Source organism: Rothia similimucilaginosa (assembly GCF_029850985.2).
In the GTDB taxonomy this organism is placed as follows: Bacteria; Actinomycetota; Actinomycetes; order Actinomycetales; family Micrococcaceae; genus Rothia.
In genome coordinates, this window is the sequence record NZ_CM138149.1 from 727,409 (window position 1) to 748,937 (window position 21,529).

Here is a 21,529-nt window from a genome sequence, read left to right on the forward strand (position 1 = left end):
TGCGAGAACAGTCACTGGACATGGTAAAAGGCTCCGGAGTTTCCCCGAAAGGAAAAAGCAGAGCCTTCACACTTACATAAAATCCTCAATTAGCGGCCGCGCATTGCACGACGGTCAGGACGAGCACGCATCGGGTCAACGCCCTTAGGCAGTCCATTCATCGGGTTACGCATCGTGTTCAGAGTGCTCAGACGACCCGAAATAACCTGCATCTCCTGCTGAGTCAGCGCCTTCGGAAGCTTGTTCATAGTCTTCACAACGTCCTTGAGCTCAACCTGACCTTCTTCGTGACCAGTCTCAATCACGTGAACCGGAACGCCGGGAGCTACACGGTTCAGGTGCTTTTTCTCGGTGTTAACCAGGGAACTCACACGGCTGTGAGGACCCTCGGTCACCAGCACAATACCGGGACGGCCCAGCGCACGGAACACTAGATCCTGGTTGCGGTTCGCAGCAACGGGCTGCTCCTCAACAATCCAGCCGCGACGCACCGAGTTCATCGCCGCACCACTACGACCGGGCTGGTTCTCAATCTGAGCAAAAGCTGCAGTCTGCGCGCGCCGACCCAGCAGAAGCATCGCCACGATAGCGGCAACGCCCAGACCCAGAATCAGGAAAGTAATCCAGTTATTCAGGGCAATACCGATGAGGAGGAAAACCAAAAGGGTACCCAAAGCCGACAGAGTCAGAATCCAACCGATATTCGGGTCGGATTTCTTGGTCATCTGGTAGACCTGCTTCATCTGGGCGAAAGTGCCCGGAGTGCGTTCCTTCTTCTTTTTCTTCTCTTCGCGCTTATCTGCCACGATTCTTCCTCGGCTGGTTCTTCCGCGGCCCCGAGAAGCGCCTCAAACGCTCACGGAACCATAGTGACGTAACGATGCAGTGTAGCCTGCAATTTTTCTAGTTTACCGTACCCACACAAGGTACGGGGTATAAAGGGAGGCTCCTTGAACACCGAACGAACATCGGGTTCGAGGAGCCTCAACGCTCTCAGAAAGATTCTGAAAAGGCTTAGTAGCCTGCAGCCACCAGGGAGGAGGCTTCCTGCAGGGCTGCGCCCTCACTCTCAATGTGGGCAAGGTTCTCGGGGATCGGGTAGCCGTTCTTACGCATTGCACGAGCCCACAGGCGACCTGCACGGTACGAAGAACGAACCATCGGGCCCGCCATAACGCCAGCAAAACCAATCTCCTCAGCCATGTTCGCGAAGTCCACGAACTGCTGTGGCTTCACCCAACGCTCAATCGGGTGGAAGAGCGGGCCGGGGCGCAGGTACTGGGTGAGGGTAATGATGTCACAGCCAGCATCGTGTAGATCGCACAGCGCCTCGTAAATCTCGTCGTCGGTCTCGCCCATACCCAGAATTAGGTTGGACTTGGTGACCATGCCGCCTTCCTTCGCCTGAGTAATAACATCCAGGGAACGCTCGTAACGGAACGCTGGGCGAATCTGACGGAAGATGCGGGGGACGGTCTCCAGGTTGTGCGCGAATACCTCAGGCTTAGCGTCAATCACCTTCTGAACATGCTCGGGAACACCCTTGAAGTCAGGGACGAGCATCTCAACGCCGGTGTTCGGGCACATCTTGTGAATCTGGCGGGTGGTCTCTGCGTACAGCCACGCGCCGCCGTCTTCCAGGTCGTCACGAGCAACACCGGTCACGGTTGCGTAACGCAGACCCATGACCTTCACGTTCTTAGCAACCTTGAACGGCTCAGCGTAGTCAACAGCGACGGGCTTGCCGGTCGCAATATTGCAGAAGTCGCAACGACGGGTGCACTCGGAGCCACCAATCAGGTAGGTTGCCTCACGGTCTTCCCAGCATTCGTAAATATTGGGGCAACCAGCCTCTTCACACACGGTGTGCAGACCCTGACCGCGAGCCAGCTCGCGCATCTCGTTGTATTCGGGGCCAACAATAGCCTTGGTCTTAATCCAGTGAGGCTTCTTCTCAATGGGAACCTCGGCGTTGCGGGCTTCCACACGCAGTAGCTTGCGTCCTTCAGGTGCGGTGCTCAAAAGTCTTCTCCTTGGTCTCGGTGTGCCCTCTGTGCAGGTGGGCCACCTTTTATTTTACGCCCGCTTGGGCATAGGTGAAACTGATTGTCGTATATGACGAACAAAGCCGGACGCGTTACGTGTATGGCCCGTTCGATGCTTATGGGCTGCGTCTAACCCTGTGTTTAGTTCTGCGCCGCCACGGGTTCGAAGGACTCCGCCAAGCGGTTCTGATACTTCAGAAGCTCCGCCTCCAGCGGCACCAAAATATCGGCGGGGGTGACAGTGCGGCCCAGCTGCTCCGAAATGGTGGTAACACCAGCATCGCTAATACCGCAGGGAATGAACTGCTGGAAAGGTGCAGTGTCATTGCAGCAGTTAATTGCGAAGCCGTGCATGGTGGTGTTACGCGAAACGCGCATGCCCAGTGCCGCAATCTTCTTGTCCTGGGTGATGCCGTCGCCCAGAATCCACACGCCGCTACGGCCCTCAACGCGCTCACCCTTAATGCCCAGACCAGCCAGGACGTTAATGATGATTTCCTCGATGATACGCACATACGCCACCACGTCAATGGGCTCGGGCAGACGCAGAATCGGGTAGCCGGTCAGCTGGCCGGGGCCGTGCCAGGTCAGCTTGCCGCCGCGGTCAATCTTGACGACGGGGGTGGACTTGTCTGCGGGATACTCGTGGTCTTCCGTGCGTTTACCGGCGGTAATCACTGCCTCGTGCTCAAGTAGAAGAATCGTATTCTGGCGGGTGCGGTTAGCCACCTCATCGTGGATGCGGTACTGCTCGTCAAGGCACTCAACATAGTTCACATAGTTCGGGGCGAAGCCCACGCGTTCAATCGTCACAGACATACTTTCTACCTTAGTACTGCTAGTGGAGGGAAGAAAATTAGGGCGCCCTGAATCACGTGATGAGCGAACACCTCGCAATGTTACATGAGGGTGTGCTTAGGGGCAGGAGGGTTGAAGAGGTAGATAAATACCTGAATCCACCAATAAGATTCTATGGAGTGCTTGAAGTATTTTAGCTTGATTAAAGATATTATTTGATATGTTTTGATAACATAATGGTATGATAAGCAAAGAAGCACACGTTCTGGAAAGCATCGCCAACCCGGCTCTACCCACTCTGCAGATTGTCGAGTACCGGGGTGAAGCTACCGAGAGTGCGCCCTCCGTAATCTCTGCGCACTCCGGACGCTACACCCTGCGCACCATTCCTCAGCCAGCCCTGTCCGCTCCCGCTCTACGGCCGGCACTCAACGGGTATGGATTCGAGGAAAACACGGATGCATCTGCTCAAGGGCACGCCCAGACCCCACAGGTAGCCGCCGCCCTACGTAATGCGCCCGGACTCGCCAAGCTCCACGCCGTTACTGGTGACCGCGCCGATAGCACCGATCGACTGTGCCTCTGGTACGAACCCCTCGACGCGGGCACCCTCGACAAGCTCCTGCGCGCTCGCACCCTGACACCCGCCGAGATCATGACCCTGGCGCGAACCCTGCACCGGGCGCTCGGCACCCTCAAAAAGGTAGGGGAGGGGCGCGCCGAACTCAGCGCCGAATATATTGCTCTGAGCGCCTCCGGAGTGCCCAAACTTCTGCTTCCTGATACGGCCTATCGTGCAGCGGCTCCTCAAGATATGGAACAGCTCACCGCCGCTCGGGGCAACTACGCCCGCACCGCAGCAGCCCTGCTCTGGCAAGCCGCATGCGGACACACACCGGAACCCTCCGCTGCCCGCATACCCCTCTCACTGCGCATGGTGTCACTGCGGATGGGAGCCACCGGCACCGCACCCGAAGGAGCACCCAGCAGCGAGTGGATTGAGCGCCTAGGTAGAGCCCTCGAATACCTGCTTGACGCACCCGACCAGGAGGCGGCGCTCGCAGGGCTCAGCTCCGTGGTCGCCCTCGCGGAGGAGGTGCCGCCTCGTCCACTCAACGTGTACCTGAGCTGTTCAGAAAGAGCCCGCGCCCTAATTCCCGCAGCTGTGGAGCCTGCGCCGGTGCAAAAGCTCTCAAAGGCTCAGAAGGCGCAACGCTACCTGTCGGAACCTTTGCTTCGCGTGAAGAAGCTGGGGCTCGCAGCTGTCGCAGGTTCTAAACCATTGAGCTCTGCAACGAGCTCCGGGGCTAGCCTTACAAAGAACCCTGTAAAGACTACACCCGCCCCAAAGAAAGCAAATGCGACGGATGCATCCCGCCTGATGATGCTACGTGGTGCGTTCACCCGCCCCACCGAGCGATTGGGACTGGCTGCGTGGCTGGGCATCGCTGTGCTCGTGCTGGGGGCTATCATGCTGCCTCTTGGGTTCACCCTCTACGGTCAGAACGCCCCGGCAACGGCACAGTCCGTATCCTCTCAAACCATGAACGCAGCGGGGGAGCAAGCACCCGGCGGCATGGCAACACAGAATCAGAGTGCACAGGACAAGACAACGAAGGGCGAACAAATCCTACGAGCCCTCATCGATCAGCGGAACCACGAACGGCGCATGCGAGGCGGCGCAGAACTCACCCTAGATACAGCCGAAGAACTCAGCCGCGATAGTGAGAATATCCGCGTGATAGCGGTGGTCTCCGCATCCGGCTACCGCGCCAATAAAACTGAGCAAGAAGCCCGTAAGCTCAGCGAAGAAAACGGCGTCACTCGCCAGAAAGTCATCTTCGACCTGCACCGCGGGGAGAAAGGTTGGGAGATAGCCCGTGCCGAACCCATCCAAGCATAGCTGACACCGCGTAACTGACACTGCGAGAACCGCGGACACAACAAAAGCGGCGGCCCCACCCACCGAAATGGATGGAGCCGCCGCCTTTTGCTCGCTGTCCGGCAAATCCCGGAAAGTTACGCTTGGCTACCCATCAGGGTACCCCCACAAGGAAACTTCCTTGAGTCTTTGCAGGTCTTAGAGACCGAGCTCAGACTCGAAGTTTGCCTCCTCCAGGCGGGTCTTGAGGGTGTGGAGGAAGCGACCTGCGTCTGCACCGTCGACCACACGGTGGTCGTAGGTGAGGGACAGGTAGCACATGGAGCGGATAGCGATAACGTCGTTACCGTCAACATCCTTAACAACCATGGGGCGCTTCACGATGGAACCGGTACCGAGGATTGCAACGTTCGGCTGGTTGATGATCGGGGTGTCGAACAGTGCACCGAAGGAACCAATGTTGGTGATGGTGAAGGTCGAACCCGACAGCTCCTCGGGGGAGATGTCACCGGTACGTGCGCGGCCACCCAGGTCGCCAATAGCCTTTGCCAGGCCAGCAATGCCCAGGTCAGAAGCATTCTTGATGACCGGAACCAGCAGACCCTTGGGGGTGTCCACAGCAATAGCGATGTTCTCGGAGCCGTGGTAAGTGATCTGCTTGTAGTCCTCAGTCATGGAAGCGTTCAGAGCGGGGTGCTGCTGCAGAGCCTCAGCAGTTGCCTGGACGAAGAAGGGCAGGAAGGTCAGCTTAGCGCCCTCACGAGCAGCGAAGCCGTCCTTAGCCTTTGCACGCAGCTGAACAACGCGGGTCACGTCAACCTCGGTGACCTGGGTCAGCTGAGTGGAGACGTCCAGGGACTCACGCATACGCTTTGCAATAACCTGGCGGATACGTGCGGTCTTCTCGACGGTGCCACGCTTGGGGGAAACCTCGAAGGTGTGCGGTGCCTTTGCGGAACCAGCAGCCGGAGCAGCAGCTGCAGCGGGTGCAGCAGCGGCGGGAGCAGCGGAACCCTTAGCAGCGATAGCAGCCTGAACATCCTGCTTGCGGATGCGGCCACCAACACCGGTGCCCTTGACGGTGGACAGATCGATGCCGTTGTCCTTAGCGAGCTTACGGACCAGCGGGGTCACGTATGCTTCGCCCTCAGCAGCTGCCGGAGCGGCCGGAGCAGCAGCGGGTGCTGCGGGAGCGGCCGGAGCAGCAGCGGGTGCTGCGGGAGCAGCCGGTGCAGCAGCAGCGGAAGCGTCGCCGATGATAGCCAGAACCTGGCCAACCTCTGCGTCCTCATCCTCGGGGATGCGAATCTCGAGCAGGGTACCTGCTACGGGGGAGGGAACCTCGGTGTCAACCTTGTCGGTGGAAACCTCAACCAGGGGCTCGTCAACCTCAACCTGCTCGCCAACTTCCTTCAGCCAGCGGGTAACGGTGCCCTCGGTGACGGACTCGCCCAGTGCGGGCAGCAGAACCTCGGTGCCTGCAGCAGCAGCTGCGGGAGCAGCCGGTGCTGCGGGAGCCTCAGCAGCCGGAGCGGGAGCAGCAGCAGCTGCGGGAGCAGCCGGTGCAGCAGCGCCGGAACCGTCGCCAATGATAGCCAGAGCAGCGCCGACCTCGACGTCCTCATCCTCGGGGACGAGAATCTGTTCAACAACGCCTGCTACGGGGGAGGGAACCTCGGTATCAACCTTGTCAGTGGAAACCTCAACCAGGGGTGCGTCAACCTCAATGGTGTCGCCGACCTCTACGAGCCAGCGGGTAACGGTACCCTCGGTCACGGACTCGCCCAGTGCGGGCAGTACTACGGTGTGGGACATAATCTTTCCCGTTCTCCTTGTGAATGCTTGAACTAGAAAAATGTGAGCGGCGACCCGGATGCGCGCCGTATGCATCGAAGCACGTCGACGCGCATCCGGATAGGGGGCGTTGTTCAGCGGATACGCCCGCAACCGCTAACGACCAACGGTCGTCAATACTAAGCTGACGCGCTAACGCCAGTCAGCAAAATTTATGCGCTGTGCAGCGGGGTGCCGTTCAGGACCATTGCTGCCTCACCCAGGGACTCGTTCTGAGTCGGGTGTGCGTGGATGAACTTAGCGACGTCCTCGGGGAATGCTTCCCAAGCAACCCACATCTGAGCCTCACCAATCTGCTCACCCATGCGCTTACCAATAGCGTGAACACCAACGATGGGGCCGTCCTTCTGGCGGACAACCTTCACGATGCCGGTAGCACCGAGGATAGCGGACTTACCGTTACCAGCCAGGTTGTACTCAGCGGTCTCAACGTTCTCAGCGCCGAACTTCTCCTTAGCCTTGGGCTCGGAGTAACCAACGGAAGCGATCTCCGGGTCACAGAAGGTGACCTTGGGGATGTTGACATCTTCAACGATGGTGGGGTTCAGGCCAGCGATCTCTTCTGCAACGAAGATACCCTGCTGGTAACCGCGGTGAGCCAGCTGAACGCCGGGGACGATGTCGCCAACAGCGTAGATGTTGCCAACACCGGTGTGCAGGCGCTCGTTAGCCAAGACGAAGCCGCGATCCATGGGGATGCCCTGCTCCTCGTAGCCCATGTTTGCAGTGTTCGGGCCACGACCAACAGCGACCAGAACAATCTCTGCCTCGAAGACCTTGCCGTCAGCCAGGGTGACCTTAGCACCGTTAGCGTCCTGCTCAACCTTCTCGAAGAGGGTGCCGGTGTTGAACTTGATGCCGCGCTTCTTGAACGCACGCTCCAGAACCTTGATGATGGCCGGATCCTCGTTGGGAACCAGGTTCGGCAGGCCCTCGATGATGGTGACGTCAACACCCATAGCGTTCCACATGGATGCGAACTCGCAACCAATCACGCCGCCACCGAGCACGATAGCGCTCTTGGGCAGGTAGTCCATCTCCAGCGCCTCAGTGGAGGTCAGAACGCGATCCTCAATGGGCAGACCAAAGGTCTTGGAGACCGAGCCGGATGCCAGGATAATGTTCTTACCCTTGTACTCAACACCACCGACGGTGATGGTGTCCTGAGCGGTCAGCTTACCCTCGCCGGGGATAACCTCTACGCCCTTCATCTTCAGCAGGCCCGCAAGACCCTTGAACTTACCGGAGACGATGCCGTCCTTGTAATCGCGAACCTTGCCCATCTCGATGGACTGCAGTACAGCGTTAACGCCAACCTTGGACGCCTCGCGTGCCTCTTCAGCCAGTTCAGCAGCGTGCAGGTACGCCTTGGTGGGGATACAGCCGGTGTGCAGGCAGGTGCCGCCGACCTTTTCCTTCTCGATCAGACCGACGGTGAAGCCTAGCTGGCGTGCGCGAATAGCTGCCGAGTAGCCAGCGGAACCGCCGCCGAGGATGAGGATGTCGAATTCTTGAGCCACGATATTGCTCCCTTGCATAGTTGTTGGGGCTGAAACCCCTGCAATGAGTTCTTTACCAATTTACTGGTAGGTTCCTCAGCATGCGCGAAAGGCCCGCGAGCTCGAAAAACTTGCGCGCCTCTCCGCGCACGCAGAAAAACACTTAATACAACAATACCCCCGTTGAGGGTCGTTTAAGTTCACTCAGGGCGGTTTTAGCCGATTAATCGCCTAAACACCGCAAATTTTTCACCACGCAAGAAAAGGGCGGGTCATAAAACAGTCAGATGACAGCACCACCACAGTCGGAACATATAACGCAGTCAAGAACAAGACAAAACAAAGAGGAGGGCTCCCCGATAGAAATACAGGAAAGCCCTCCTCAGATCTGCTCTATGCTGTGCGGCCGTGCACCAGATAAGGAGCACCAGTTAGGATGCGCCAGCTAGGAGCCACGCCTAGCCAAGCAGACTACTTAGCGTACGACTCGATGAAGTTCACCAGGGTAGCGGTACCGAAACCGGTGCCTTCCTTCGGAGTGAAGCCGTACGGGGACTCCTCATTGAACGCGGGGCCTGCAATATCCAGATGAGCCCAGGGGATGCCCTCGCCCACAAACTCCTTCAGGAACAGGCCCGCAGTCAGCGCGCCACCGTAGCGGGAACCAATGTTCTTCAGGTCGGCAACAGGGGACTCCAGGCTCTTTCGCAGATAGGACTCTAGCGGCATCGGCCAGTAAGACTCACCCGCAGCAGCGCCGGCTGCAATCACGCGGCCACGAATCTCCTCGTCACCGAGCAGAGCAGCAGTGCGCAGACCCAGAGCAGCCATAGCGGCACCGGTCAGGGTAGCGATGTCCAGGATGACGTCCGGGTTCGACTCAGAAGCCAGAGCGATACCATCAGCCATGACCAGGCGACCCTCAGCGTCAGTGTTCAGCACCTCAACGGTGCGACCATCACGCATGGTGATAATGTCCTCCGGGCGCAGTGCATGACCGCCGGGCATATTCTCAGCCAAGCACAGGTAACCGGTCACAGCAACCGGAATATCCAGCTCCGCGGAAGCAACCACAGCGCTCAGAACCGATGCGGCACCAGCCATATCGCACTTCATGGTCATCATCGAAGCGGCAGGCTTCAGCGAGTTACCACCGGTATCGAAGGTGATGCCCTTACCAACCAGAGCAACGTGAGCCTTCGGGTTCTCCGGGGTGTACTTTACAACGGCAAGAACCGGCTTGCGCGGTGAACCCTGACCAACACCGGAAATGCCGCCAAAGCCCTCCTCGGCCAGGCGGTCGTGGTGGAAAAGCTCAATCTCAATGTTCAAGTAATCCTCCGCAACCTCAGCAGCGAACTCAGCGAAAGTCTCCGGGTACAGGTGCGACGGAGGCAGGTTCACCAGTCGGCGAGCGTCCTTAGCGGTCTCGCCCAGAACCAGGCCGTGCACCAGAGCCTCTTCAGCCTCATCCTGATCAATAGACGAAACAATCAGAATGGAATCGAGCTCTTCCTTGACCGAATCCTTAGTCTTGCCGCGCAGACCCTCCTCAACGAAGTTACCCAGCACAGCGCCGTGAGCAATAGCCTCAATTTCCTCTACCGAAGAAACACCGAAATCAAAAGCAATCTCCTCAGCAGAACCAACCAGCTGACGAGCCGCAGAACCGGCAGCATAACGCAGAGCATCCAGGCGCTCCTGACCCTCAGCAGCATCAGAGCCCAGGCCCGCCAGCGCCACAATGCCGGCCCCGGTGTCCTCAAGGCCGGGCAGACGCAGCAGCTGATCGGGGGCACCCGAAGCGCCCAGCGCCTCCAACAGCTCGTTAATACCCTCAAAAGAGTCCTCAGACAGGGAGCTCGGCGCCAGGTACGGGCCGTCCGAACCCTTCAGAACGCCCAGAACCAGAACGTCTGCTTCAAGCGCCTCAAGGTCAGTGCTGTGAATAGACAGAGACAGAGACATCGTTACTCCTTTGCGTATGTCTTCTCAAAATAATGGGGGGCACATCCTCGCGCCCGAATCCTCGCGCCCGAAAAACTCAACTGTAGGCCCGCGACGAGTGAGGATGAATACCGCCGCGCAAAGCCGCGCGGACTACTGCTTCTACTCTACACGGATATGTAGGAGGGTGTGAGGTTCAGCTCTCACCCTGAACAGCTGGCAGAACAGAAAAATGCACAAGAAGCGGAGCTACGGCGCTTTAAGAACGTCGACGAGACACCAAACAAGTTCACCTACTGCGAGAAAAGTCCGCACACTGTCGAGACAGGGCGGTAGTGGCATAAAATGAAAGACTACGGAAAGCGTCAGATAACAGAAGACGCCCCTTCGCCCCAATACCTCGGGTGCCGGCAGAAACACTAACCCCACCCCGAACACGGTGCGAACTAGACAGAAGTGAGGAGGCGTAATGCTCAACCCCGAAGATCTCTACTTAGCCAACACCAAAATATTGGACGACCCCAGGATGCACGGGCTAACCCTCATCATCGCCCTTTCCAGCCCGCAAGACGCAGGCTCCACGGCAGGCCAGCTCGGACAGGTGCTGCTCAGCGAACTCAAAAATATTGAAATCGTCGAGTTCGACAGCGATCAGTTGCACAACTACCGTGCCCGCCGCCCCTACATCCGCTACGAAAAAGACCACTTCGAAAAGCCGCAATACCCGCAGCTGAAGCTCTACGCCGCAGAAGATAGCCTCGACAAGCCGTTCCTGTTGCTCACCGGCGCCGAACCGGATCTGCAGTGGCAGCGCTTCGAAAAGGCGGTGCTGACCATCGCCCAGCGGGTCAAGCCCTCCCTGGTCGTGCTGGTCTCCGCATTCCCCATGCCGGTGCCGCACACCCGCCCCTTCCCGATTACCGCGCACGGCTCCCGCAAGGACCTGATTCGCGGCATCTCCCCGTGGAAGCCCAGCGCGGACGTACACGCAACCGTCACCAACCTGCTGGAAGTGCTCTTCACTGAAAACGGAATCGACACCGTCGGCTTCGGAGTGAACATTCCCCAGTACATTTCGGAGGCGGACCTGCCGCAGGGCACCCTAACTGCCCTCGAACAGGTGGGTATGGCAGCGCACCTCTCCCTACCCACCGAGAACCTGCGCGAAGCCGCACGCCACGTACATAGTCAGATCAACGATCAGGTCAAGCAGAACCCCGAAATCGGTCGGATGATTACGACCATGGAAGAGAACTACGACGAGAACTTCCGCACCTCCGACATTGCGGTTCCCCTCTCGCGACGCGATGCGCACAACGTGCCCAGCCGCGATGAGATTGGTGCGCTCTTCGAACGGTTCCTCGACGAACAATAGGTGCGTCCAGTAGAGGAGACTGCGGGGGCGCGAGTCATAGGGGAGTGGAGGGGTACCCGCCACGAACCTGGCTCAGGGCTACCATCTGGCCCTTCGAATACCGCCCGTCAGATAGTGTGTGACAGATTATGACGCGGCACCCCGCACCGCTGTGGACAAACCTCGGTGCACAAACGAACAATACGAATAAATCTGTGGAACCTTCGGACACATGAACCGAAGTATCCACAGAATTATTTGTATGATCTGCGCACCCACGTAAACCATGCCACCGTGAAAGCATGAACGCAAACAACATCTCCAGCGGCAATACCCCTAACAACAACCACCTCCACGGCAGCTACGACACGCCCCCGCCCATCCGCAACGAATACGACGTGCTCAGCTGCGCCCTCCACCAGCACGGCTACTGGCCCGACCGCTCACTCATCATCCTCACCGCAACCGACAACACCCTCGGCCCCAGCCTGCGCGTCAACCTACCCGACGAACCCTGCCCCCACAGTGAACGCGCCGACTTCCTGCACGAAACCTTCACCAAACTCCCCACCTGTCACAACGGCGAAACCCTCACCCGCTTCTACGCCATCATTATCGACGGCGACAACACTGTACGCCAACGGCAACTGCACTCCAAGACCGCACAACTGGCCGCCATTGAAGAAATCCAACAGGACGTCGACACACAAACCCCCATCAATGCATGGCTCCACCTGCTCCACGACCCTCGCATCGTCAGCGAACTACGCTGCGAAGACGTCATCTACGCAGGCGGCGCCAGTATCTGGGCGCTTAACCCCGAACAGCAAGCGCTCACCCTCCTCGCGCCCATCGAAGAAATCCGCCACAGCAACTACTACACCTGGCTCACCCGCCACGGCGACACCATCGCAGACACCGCCCAACACAACTACGCCCACAGCCCTTGGGATACCGACCCCACAACCAACCCTGAAACCCGCCACGACTGGGAAAACGCCGTAGAACTCTGGGACCAGACCCACACCACCCGCCATGACGAAGCCCGCCAGAGCATCCGCACCATCTACCGCCAAGCCCAAATCGACCTGTGCTACTGGGACGCCGCCATCAACGCCGCCGCGCATCTGCTCGCCACCCACCCGGTCGATAACACCGGCAACCCCACCACCAGTGACGTGCCCACCATCGGTGATACACTCCGTGAACTCATCCCCGCCGAAGTCGCCGGGCACCTACGCGCCTCCATCGCACCGGTAACTCTCAACCCCATCACCGCCGAAATGCTCACCTACCTCGCCAGCTACAGGCTGAACCATGCCCAAAAAGCGCTCGCCTACCTGCACTACTCCGCCCAATACACCTACCACGCCTTCGGCGGCGAATACCCCAGCACTAGCCCCAACCCCGCGCCGCTCGAACCACCCCACTACGGCACCCGCATCACCCGCAAAACCTATATACCCGCCAGCTTCACCCATGCACTCAGCACCGCCCCCGGCATCGAACAGGCATACGTACGCGCCGTGCCCGAAAAATGCGTGCAATGGCAAGACTGGATCCGCCGCACCCACCGTACTATCCAACAGAGCGGCACCATTCAGCAGAACCGCAGCATCAAGCACACCAACCTCAACGACTGGGCACTCGAAAACCTCACCCCCGCCGACCACGCCAGCGCCGCCAAACTCAACGCCATCAGCCGCGACGTGCTCCCGCGCCTCGACGAACACCCCAACGACCACAACAAACTCGAAAACCTCCAACAACGAATCGACGAAAGCTGCACCACCAGCGAATACCTCACCAAACACCACGCCGCCTACACCCACTACCTCAATGCCCTCAAAGGAAAACTAGACAGCCCCTACTGGGCACGCCTCAACGCACTCGAACTACTAACCAGCCTGCTCACACCCCACAGCACCGACGGAGAATACGCCGCACTACGCAACACTCAAGCCTGGACCAACTGGTACAAGGGCTACAGCACCTACGCCCGCCTACTCCGCCATGAAGCTTGCCGCCACACATTCGGAAAGGACCTCAATATCCTCGATGTACACCTCAACGCAGGAAACCTACCAGACTGGATCAAACACACCATCTGCGGCGAACCCGGAACACGACGCGAACCTATCAGTGCCCTCAAACCCCGAAAACCCTAAAACCGGTACCTAAAAGCGAGGTGCAAACAGGGGAGGGGCGCGCCACCGGGCACGCCCCTCCTATTGATTCCTCCCTCCCACAACCGCACCCACCCAAAACCAGGTCCACAAGCCACCCAAACAGCGCGTCAAGTTGAAAGCCACCAAAAATCTGCAATACTTATATATTGACCCCGTACAGTCAATGCGCTACAACGCGCCCTCAAACCGCTCTACACAACGAGCAACGGAACCCTGCAAACCGCCCAACGCACGCGGAATAAAACCCGCCCCCACAGCGTTAAACCGGACAAACGCAGCAAACACCCTGACCGAGGACGCCAGCGCAGACTTGACAGGGTCTTAGGTGTTTTGCAGACAAAGCACCCCACCACAAGCCAGAAAGGGTTCTAGTGGCACCTGCAACCAGCAAGAAGACCGCGACCGGCGACGCAACCGAAGAAACTGTCGCAAAAACCACCACCAAGACCACCCGCACCAAGAAGGCAACCACCAAAGCCGCAGCGGCAACCGAAGACACCACCGGTGCAACCGCCGAAACCGAGGCAGACAAGCCCAAGCGCACCCGCAAAACTACCACCAAAACCGCAACCAAGCGAAAGACCGGTGGCCGCCGCAAAAAGAGCGACGATGACGAATTCGACCTCGGACTCGACGAAGAACTCGAAACCACCGACGGCGAAGACGAAATCGACGAAGAAGACGAAGAAACCGCAGCCAAAATAGAAGAAAAGAAGGCCGCAGAAGCAGTAGCAGCCAAGGGCTCGGGCTTCGTCCTCACCGCAAACGACGAAGACGACGCACCCGCACAGCGCGTCGTCACCCCCGGCGCAACCGCCGACCCCGTCAAGGACTACCTCAAGCAAATCGGCAAAGTCTCCCTGCTCAACGCACAGCAGGAAGTCGACCTCGCCATGCGCATCGAAGCAGGCCTCTACGCCGAACACAAGCTCGCCGAAAACCCCGACATGGACAAAGACCTCCAAAAAGCCCTGCGCTGGGTCATCCACGACGGTAAGCGAGCCAAAAACCACCTGCTAGAAGCCAACCTGCGACTCGTTGTCTCCCTCGCCAAGCGCTACACCGGCCGCGGCATGCTCTTCCTCGACCTCATCCAGGAAGGCAACCTCGGCCTCATCCGCGCTGTCGAAAAGTTCGACTACTCCAAGGGCTTCAAGTTCTCCACCTACGCAACCTGGTGGATCCGTCAGGCCATCACCCGCGCAATGGCAGACCAGGCTCGCACCATCCGCATCCCCGTGCACATGGTAGAGGTCATCAACAAGCTCGCCCGCGTGCAGCGCCAGATGCTCCAGGACCTCGGCCGCGAACCCACCCCCGAAGAACTCGGCAAGGAACTCGACATGACCCCCGAAAAGGTCATCGAAGTCCAGAAGTACGGCCGCGAACCCATCTCCCTGCATACCCCCCTCGGTGAAGACGGCGACTCCGAATTCGGCGACCTCATCGAAGACTCCGAAGCAGTCGTACCCGCAGACGCAGTGTCCTTCACTCTGTTGCAGGAACAGCTCCACTCCGTGCTCGACACCCTCTCTGAGCGTGAAGCCGGCGTGGTCGCAATGCGCTTCGGCATGACCGACGGCCAGCCCAAGACCCTCGACGAAATCGGCAAGGTCTACGGCGTGACTCGCGAACGAATCCGTCAGATTGAGTCCAAGACCATGTCTAAGCTCCGTCACCCGTCGCGTTCGCAGGTACTGCGCGACTACCTGGACTAGTACTCCGATAACGGTGCACAGGTTCCCGCTCGCGGTACAGCTCCGCATGACCGGCACGCGGACGATGCTCGTCTTCAGCGACTGGAGGCGCTTCGAGGACGGAGCCCCCGCTATGCATGCCCGCTATGCTGTCTAGGTTCAGGTTCGCTAGTTCTAACACATACAGAAAGGGCTCTCCGATATACCGGAGAGCCCTTTCTATGTCTACATTAGGTCGCGAAGGATATTCGTGCGGGTAGGGTTCGTAAGACAGCTTGCGGACAATGCTCGCGGAGGAGTGCCCCCTCTGCGGCGCTGAGCGCCTTGAGGACGGAGCCCCCGCGCTGCGCATGTCCGCTACGCCGTTGAGGTTTAGCGCCGCTACAGTCCCAGCTGGTGCAGATAGCGTTCTGCCACCGCCTCCACCTGATCCAAACCACGCACACGACCCAGCGCCTCCGACCAAGCATCAGCCTCATCGCCCCCCACCGGGAAACCAGCCGCCGCCCACAACGCCGCCGTCATCGCACCCACCGAATCAGAATCGGAATCCACCGACACCGCACGGCACAACCCGTCAAACAGGGCACCACGCACCGTCGCATCGTCAGCATCAGCTGGTAGACTCTTCGCGGCATCCGCCGAGCACCAGAACGCCACCCCCAACAGCTCAGGCGCTGTCCACCCCGTACCAAAATACTCCGCCACAGCCTCCGGAACCGGTACCGTACCGCCCTCCAGCAGCTCGATGGCACGACTCAACGCCGCCGCCGTACGCGAAGCATCACCCGGAATCGAATCATCCGCCGCCACTGAACCACACCACGAAACCACACGGCGCGCCGCCTCCAATAACGCACCAAATGTGCCAGACGGAGACGCCAACAGGTCACGAACCAGCAACGCATACGCCGCCGCCGAAGCCAACGCCTCCGGATGCCCATGTGTCAATGCTGCCGCACGCACCGCCAACAAAACCACCGTACGCTCCTGCGCTACCGGCAACACACCCAACGCCGCCGAACGTACCAATGCGCCACTACCCAAAGCATCAGGATTCAACGACTTTGATACCAACTGCATCTCACCCGAACCCAACGCCCGCAACGTCGCCGCACCCGGACCACGATGAGCCGTCAGCTCCGACGAACCATCGATTTCACGATCCAACGAAAACGGTGCAGACTCCGGCAGAGCCCCACCAATACCGCGGAACCACCGCAAATATGCCAACCACAGACACGCTAACTCATCCGCCGCCGCACCCTCATTATTCCACTCCAAAACCTCTGTCAAAGCGTCCAGAGTGAAACAGGTCAGCTGTGTATCATCACTGACCAGTAACTCACCAAACGCCGAATCCCACGGCTTAGGGTCGTGCTCCGCAACCTGCTCCGCCGACAACAACTCCAACGGGTACCCCAACGCATCACCCAACGCAGACGCATACAACAAACCACGCACTCTGCCCCCAAATTTAGCCGAAACCTCAGGTGCATGTGTGAACTCAACAGAAGAAAAACTCATAGGGTGATTATCCCACGGGTAGCTAGGATGCACTGGGGGATGTATCGGGCGGTTTCGTGCTTACGCTCGCGGGGGAGTGTCCCCTCTGCGGCGCGGGATGTCTTGCGGACGGAGCCCCCGCTCCGCATGAGCACCTACGCCGTGGATTGAGTACCAGCGCCGTTGTGGGGCTCTGACCCCTGAATGACGAACTGTGAGGCGCAAAACATGATGCAGTGCGATACTGAAACCATGAAGATTCTGCACACCTCCGACTGGCACCTCGGCCGCACCTTCCACCGCAGCCCCCTTACCCGCGAACACCAGCAGTTCATCGACGAACTGCTCAACTACGTGCACGCCGCAGGCGTTGATACTCTCCTCATCAGCGGCGATGTCTATGACAGCACTATCCCCACCGCCGAAAGCACCACTCTGCTCGACCAAGCACTCACCCGCCTCATGCGCGCCGGCGTGCAAGTCATCCTCAGCTCCGGCAACCACGACTCCTTCCGCCGGCTTAGCTACGGCGCCGCCTTCTTTGAAGCCTCCGGCGTGCACCTGCGCACCACCCTCGAAGACGCCACCCGCCCCGTCGAACTCACTGACGGCACCTTGCGCGTACACGTCTACGCCATCCCCTACCTCGCGCCGCGCCTCCATGCCACCGCCCTCGGCGTAGACCCCACCCATCACGCCGTCCTCGGTGCCGTCACCGACGCCATCCGCACCGACGCCGCAGAACGTCACGCCCGCGGTGAAGGCGCCGACCGCATCATCGTCATGAGCCACGCAACCGTCAGCGACACCACCGGCAGCGCAGACACCACACCCCGCAGTGACTCCGAACGTGACATCAGCGTCGGTGGCATCGACTGGGTACCCGCCTCCCTCTTCGACGGCTTCGACTACGTAGCCCTCGGCCACATCCATAAGCGCTACCCCGTCACCCATACCATCCGCTACAGCGGCTCCCCGCTCGGCTTCTCATTCAGCGAAGAACACAACCGCAACGGCGCCTACCTCATCGAACTCAACCCCGGTGAAGAACCCACAATCAGCAGTCACGAATGGGCAACCCGCGTACACATGAAAACCCTGCGCGGCACCATGGAACAGCTACTCAATAGCCCAGAACACACCGACTACGAGCAGGGCTACTACTGCCGCATCGAACTCACCGACGACACCCTACCCGTCGGTGCCGTCGACCGCCTACGCAGCCGCTACGAAACTATCTCCCACTTCAGCTACCGCAGCACACAACCCGCCGCCGACAAACCCGCCGCCGCACCACCCACCCGCGACGACAACCCCGTGGACGTCTTCGACCAATTCCACCAATACGTACGCAACCGCTCCCTCACCAACGAAGAACGCGACGTCATCACCACCCTCAACGACCACATCACAAGCCACAAGGACAACGCATGATCCTGCACAGCCTCGAATTCGAAGCCTTCATGGCATACCCCAATCGCCAAGAAATCAACTTCGACACCCTCAACAACGCCGGTGTATTCCTACTCAATGGCCCCACCGGTGCCGGTAAAACCACCATCCTCGACGCCATCTGCTACGCCCTCTACGGCGAAACCAGCAGCGACCGCGAATCCGCCAAGCTGCACTCCACCTACGCGGCACACAGCGGCGCCAAACCGCGCGTGCTACTCGACGTCACCCTCCACGGCAAGCGCCTGCGCATCGACCGCACCCCCGCCTACAACAAGCCCATCACCCGAGGCGCCCGCAAAGGCCAGATGCGTGAAGAAAGCGCCAAAGCAACCCTTGCCGAACTCGCACCCGGCGCCGACCCCGCTGACGAAAAAGCCTGGACCCCCATCTCTAGCAGCGTCGCCGAAGTCAACCGCACCATCGCCGAACGCACCCACCTGACCAAAGAACAATTTCTCAAAGTTGTGCTCCTCCCGCAGGGTCAGTTCGCGCAATTCCTCAAGTCCAAGCCCAAAGAACGCAAAGAACTGCTCAAAAAGATGTTCCCCGTCGAACACTACGAGCAGCTCTTCGCCGAGCTCACGGAAGAAGCGAAAACCGCCCAGCAGGAAGTCGCCCAGGACGAAAATACCCAGCGCGGCTACCTTGAACGTGCGCGTGTAGAAATGCTTGCCCTGCAGGCGCTACTGGATGCTGCGGATCCGGACGCTGAAGATGCTGCAGAGGAGGGTGCCGCTACCGAAGGCTCAGCGGAGGTGGAGACTACCGAACAGCTCACCGCTGAGAACATCACCGCCGAAACCCTCGACGCATGGGTCGCCGGCGGGGTAGAACGCGCCCGAGAAACCTCCGCGCGCGAAAAGCAGGAACAGCAGCGCCTCACCGACGAAGCCGACCGGAACACCCGCCTGCTCGTCGAACGCGCCCAGCTACGGGCCGACTGGCGTGAATACGAGCAGCTCTGCGAGCGCCGCATCCGCCTGACCGAACGCGCTGACGAGTACAAGGCGCAGCGTGAAGAGCTGGCGCAGGCACGTGCCGCCGCACCCCTGTACACACAGTACGCGCAGGTCCATGCCGAATCTCAGGCGCTCGCCGCCCGCCAGCAGGAGCAGACAACCTGTGCTGCCGTGCTGGAGGAGAACGGCAACGCCCTGCTTGCGGCACTGCGCGACCATGACATTTCGCCGGAGATAAACTTCCCCGAGGAGACGATCTTCGCTGCACTCCCTTCCCTTGAGCCCGCCGAACAGGAACCCAAGCTCGAGGCGCTCCTCGACACCCTGCGCGCCCTGCAGCAGAAGGACGCGCAGCTTACCGAGGAGGAAGCCGCCGCAGCCGCCCTGCTGAAGCAAGCTAACTCCCTCGAACAGGACAAGTCGCGTGCCGAAAAGACACTGAGTGACCTCACCGCCCAAGCCGGGCAGCTCGCCGAAGAACTCGCGGGATACAGCACCGCCGACCAGGAACACACCCTCGCTGCGCACCTGGTCACCGAGACGCAGCAAAAGCATGACGCCGCTCAGCAGATGCAGCAAAAGCTGGATGCCGCCTCTGCCGCGGTCGCCGCGGCCCAGAAACAGATCAACCGCACCGCCGCCGCTGAGCAGAAGGCACTGGAAAAGTGGCAGGCTTCGGCTCAGCAGGCGCTCGCCGTGACGGAGGAGTTCAAGAACCTGCAGGTGCTGCGCCTTGCCCAGGCATCCTCGCTGCTAGCGCGCGAGCTCAAGGACGGTGAACCCTGCGCGGTCTGCGGCTCGGTGGAGCACCCTGCCCCAGCGCAGATTGCCGAGGGCGAGCAGCTGGTTGAGCGCGCCGACCTGGATGCCGCCAAGGAACGTGAAGACAAGGCCCACAAGCAGGCGCGCACCCACGAACTGGCTAAGAACCGGGCGAGCAGGACACACCAGGAAGCCTCCGAGGCGCTTGCCGCCGCCCGCACCCAGTACGAGACCCTGGTTGCTCAGGGCGAGTGCGATATTGAGCAGACTGCCACCCAGCTGCAGCAGGCACAGACCCGCCTCGCGCAGGCTCAGTCACGTGTGACCGCGCGTGACGGCGTGCTGGTGAGGGTAGAGCGGGTGCGGGCCGAGCAGCAGAAGGCTCAGGAGGCGCTACGCACCATCGAGGGTGCGGCGGTTGAGGCTCAGACTCGTCACCGTGACGCTGTGGCGCGCTGTGAGGCAGCTGCGGTTGAGTTGCTGCCTGCTCGTGCGGCGGTGGGTTTTGCGCAGCGTGTTGAGGCTGTGGAAAGCTACCGTGCGGTGCATCAGCGTCTTGCTCGTGCGGTGTTGCTGTTGGGCCAGGACCGTGAGCGTCATGATTTGACTGCGGCGCAGGCTGAGCGTCTGCTGGCTGAGTCTTCGTTTGAGAGCGCTGAGCTGGTGCAGGCAGCGGTGCGTACTCCCGAGCGTGTTGATGCGCTGGAGCAGGCTGTTGCCACGTATGAGTTGGAGCATGCCCGCCTCCTTGAGGGCTTTGGTCGTGAGGCGATTGTTGCGGTGGTGGCGCGTGTTGCCGCTGGTGAGCAGGCTCCGGATGATTTGCAGGATGTGCGTGAGCAGGTTCAGCAGTTGCGTGCGGCGGCGCACCGTTTGACTCTTCGTGAGGGTGAACGGGAGAGCGTGATGCGTTCTTTGCAGGTGCTGCGTGGCGAGTATGCGGCGTTCCGTGCGCAAACGGCGCAGCGTTATGACCGTGCGCAGATGCTGGCTAATCTGGCGGCGGCTGCCCGCGGTGACACTCTGGGCGGTTATGAGCATCAGGTTGACCTGGTCAGCTATGTGCTGGGTGCTGAGTTTGAGCGTATTCTGCAGTCGGCGTCGCTGCATCTGGATCGTATGAGTGAGGGCCGCTACGGTATGGTGTTTAGTGATCACCGTGCGAAGGGTAGCCGTTCCGGTGGGGGCCTGAACCTTGAGATTACTGACACTTGGACGGGCGAGCCGCGTGAGGCGTCCTCGCTGTCCGGTGGTGAGTCGTTCTTGGCGTCGCTGTCGTTGGCATTGGGGTTGGCTGAGGTTGTTCAAGCAAATAATGGCGGTATCGAGTTGGATACCCTCTTCATTGATGAGGGTTTTGGAACGCTGGATGCTGAAACCTTGGACCTGGTGATGGGCACGATCGAGTCCCTGCGTGATAGTGGACGCACTATTGGCCTGATTTCGCATGTGGAGGAGATGAAGAACCGTATTCCCGCCCAGATTGTGGTTGAAAAGGGTCAGAACGGCTCGTCGGTGAGGGTAAACTCCTATTAGGCATAAATTCGCTTCCGGGTTGCTGTTGTAGCATGTCCGGCGGTTT

Annotated in this window: 13 protein-coding genes; 6 read left to right on the forward strand and 7 right to left on the reverse strand. The window is 59.8% G+C overall.

Annotated features, from left to right (window positions below; translation table 11 throughout):
- Positions 1–89: 89 nt before the first annotated feature.
- The 3 genes from QFX07_RS03105 to lipB all read right to left on the reverse strand — a co-directional run bounded on the left by QFX07_RS03105 (position 90) and on the right by lipB (position 2,942).
- Positions 90–806, reverse strand: a complete 717-nt coding sequence (locus QFX07_RS03105) for a DUF4191 domain-containing protein (RefSeq protein WP_279740327.1) — start codon at positions 804–806, stop codon at positions 90–92.
- 208 nt (positions 807–1,014) lie between these two features.
- Positions 1,015–2,022, reverse strand: coding sequence for a lipoyl synthase (gene lipA, locus QFX07_RS03110; RefSeq protein ID WP_049354315.1), 1,008 nt, complete (start codon positions 2,020–2,022; stop codon positions 1,015–1,017).
- A gap of 164 nt (positions 2,023–2,186) precedes the next feature.
- Complete coding sequence (lipB, locus tag QFX07_RS03115; RefSeq protein ID WP_279754212.1) at positions 2,187–2,942, reverse strand: lipoyl(octanoyl) transferase LipB; 756 nt, start codon at positions 2,940–2,942, stop codon at positions 2,187–2,189.
- A 142-nt stretch (positions 2,943–3,084) separates the two neighbouring features.
- Here lipB and QFX07_RS03120 point away from each other — a divergent pair, with 142 nt between their 5' ends.
- The gene (locus QFX07_RS03120) at positions 3,085–4,746 is read left to right on the forward strand and encodes a peptidase (RefSeq protein WP_279754211.1); all 1,662 of its coding nucleotides are present in this window, start codon (positions 3,085–3,087) and stop codon (positions 4,744–4,746) included.
- 177 nt (positions 4,747–4,923) lie between these two features.
- Here the strand turns inward: QFX07_RS03120 and sucB are convergent, their stop codons facing one another.
- From sucB to QFX07_RS03135, 3 genes are all read right to left on the reverse strand, one after another.
- A complete protein-coding gene (sucB, locus tag QFX07_RS03125) occupies positions 4,924–6,540 on the reverse strand; it encodes a 2-oxoglutarate dehydrogenase, E2 component, dihydrolipoamide succinyltransferase (protein ID WP_279754210.1) in 1,617 nt (538 codons plus the stop codon).
- Positions 6,541–6,731: 191 nt separating this feature from the next.
- The gene (gene lpdA, locus QFX07_RS03130; RefSeq protein WP_279754209.1) at positions 6,732–8,117 is read right to left on the reverse strand and encodes a dihydrolipoyl dehydrogenase; all 1,386 of its coding nucleotides are present in this window, start codon (positions 8,115–8,117) and stop codon (positions 6,732–6,734) included.
- 432 nt (positions 8,118–8,549) lie between these two features.
- Positions 8,550–10,046, reverse strand: coding sequence for a leucyl aminopeptidase (locus tag QFX07_RS03135; protein ID WP_279754208.1), 1,497 nt, complete (start codon positions 10,044–10,046; stop codon positions 8,550–8,552).
- A gap of 448 nt (positions 10,047–10,494) precedes the next feature.
- Between QFX07_RS03135 and QFX07_RS03140 the strand changes: the two genes are divergently transcribed.
- The 3 genes from QFX07_RS03140 (at position 10,495) to QFX07_RS03150 (ending at position 15,286) form a co-directional block, all read left to right on the forward strand.
- The gene (locus QFX07_RS03140; RefSeq protein WP_279754207.1) at positions 10,495–11,400 is read left to right on the forward strand and encodes a PAC2 family protein; all 906 of its coding nucleotides are present in this window, start codon (positions 10,495–10,497) and stop codon (positions 11,398–11,400) included.
- A 281-nt stretch (positions 11,401–11,681) separates the two neighbouring features.
- Positions 11,682–13,547 (forward strand): metal-dependent hydrolase, encoded by a 1,866-nt coding sequence (locus QFX07_RS03145; RefSeq protein ID WP_279740314.1) that lies wholly within the window; start codon positions 11,682–11,684, stop codon positions 13,545–13,547.
- A gap of 392 nt (positions 13,548–13,939) precedes the next feature.
- On the forward strand, positions 13,940–15,286 hold the full coding sequence (locus tag QFX07_RS03150) for an RNA polymerase sigma factor (protein WP_279740312.1): 1,347 nt from the start codon (positions 13,940–13,942) through the stop codon (positions 15,284–15,286).
- 360 nt (positions 15,287–15,646) lie between these two features.
- On the opposite strand, the gene QFX07_RS03155 is transcribed toward QFX07_RS03150, so the two are convergent.
- Entirely contained in the window at positions 15,647–16,792 is a 1,146-nt protein-coding gene (locus QFX07_RS03155; RefSeq protein ID WP_279740310.1) for an ADP-ribosylglycohydrolase family protein, read from the reverse strand.
- A gap of 207 nt (positions 16,793–16,999) precedes the next feature.
- On the opposite strand from QFX07_RS03155, the gene QFX07_RS03160 reads away from it, so the two are divergent.
- On the forward strand, positions 17,000–18,205 hold the full coding sequence (locus QFX07_RS03160; RefSeq protein WP_279740308.1) for an exonuclease SbcCD subunit D: 1,206 nt from the start codon (positions 17,000–17,002) through the stop codon (positions 18,203–18,205).
- The gene (locus QFX07_RS03165) at positions 18,202–21,483 is read left to right on the forward strand and encodes an SMC family ATPase (protein ID WP_279754206.1); all 3,282 of its coding nucleotides are present in this window, start codon (positions 18,202–18,204) and stop codon (positions 21,481–21,483) included. Before QFX07_RS03160 ends, QFX07_RS03165 begins: the two co-directional genes overlap by 4 nt.
- Positions 21,484–21,529: the final 46 nt, after the last annotated feature.

Excerpts from the sequence above, each read along its gene's own strand:
- QFX07_RS03165 (WP_279754206.1), top strand. The coding sequence starts at position 18,202 with ATGATCCTGCACAGCCTCGAATTCGAAGCCTTCATGGCATACCCCAAT.
- QFX07_RS03135 (WP_279754208.1), bottom strand. The coding sequence starts at position 10,046 with ATGTCTCTGTCTCTGTCTATTCACAGCACTGACCTTGAGGCGCTTGAA.
- sucB (WP_279754210.1), bottom strand. The coding sequence starts at position 6,540 with ATGTCCCACACCGTAGTACTGCCCGCACTGGGCGAGTCCGTGACCGAG.
- QFX07_RS03140 (WP_279754207.1), top strand. The coding sequence starts at position 10,495 with ATGCTCAACCCCGAAGATCTCTACTTAGCCAACACCAAAATATTGGAC.
- QFX07_RS03160 (WP_279740308.1), top strand. The coding sequence starts at position 17,000 with ATGATGCAGTGCGATACTGAAACCATGAAGATTCTGCACACCTCCGAC.
- QFX07_RS03155 (WP_279740310.1), bottom strand. The coding sequence starts at position 16,792 with ATGAGTTTTTCTTCTGTTGAGTTCACACATGCACCTGAGGTTTCGGCT.
- lpdA (WP_279754209.1), bottom strand. The coding sequence starts at position 8,117 with ATGCAAGGGAGCAATATCGTGGCTCAAGAATTCGACATCCTCATCCTC.
- QFX07_RS03120 (WP_279754211.1), top strand. The coding sequence starts at position 3,085 with ATGATAAGCAAAGAAGCACACGTTCTGGAAAGCATCGCCAACCCGGCT.
- QFX07_RS03145 (WP_279740314.1), top strand. The coding sequence starts at position 11,682 with ATGAACGCAAACAACATCTCCAGCGGCAATACCCCTAACAACAACCAC.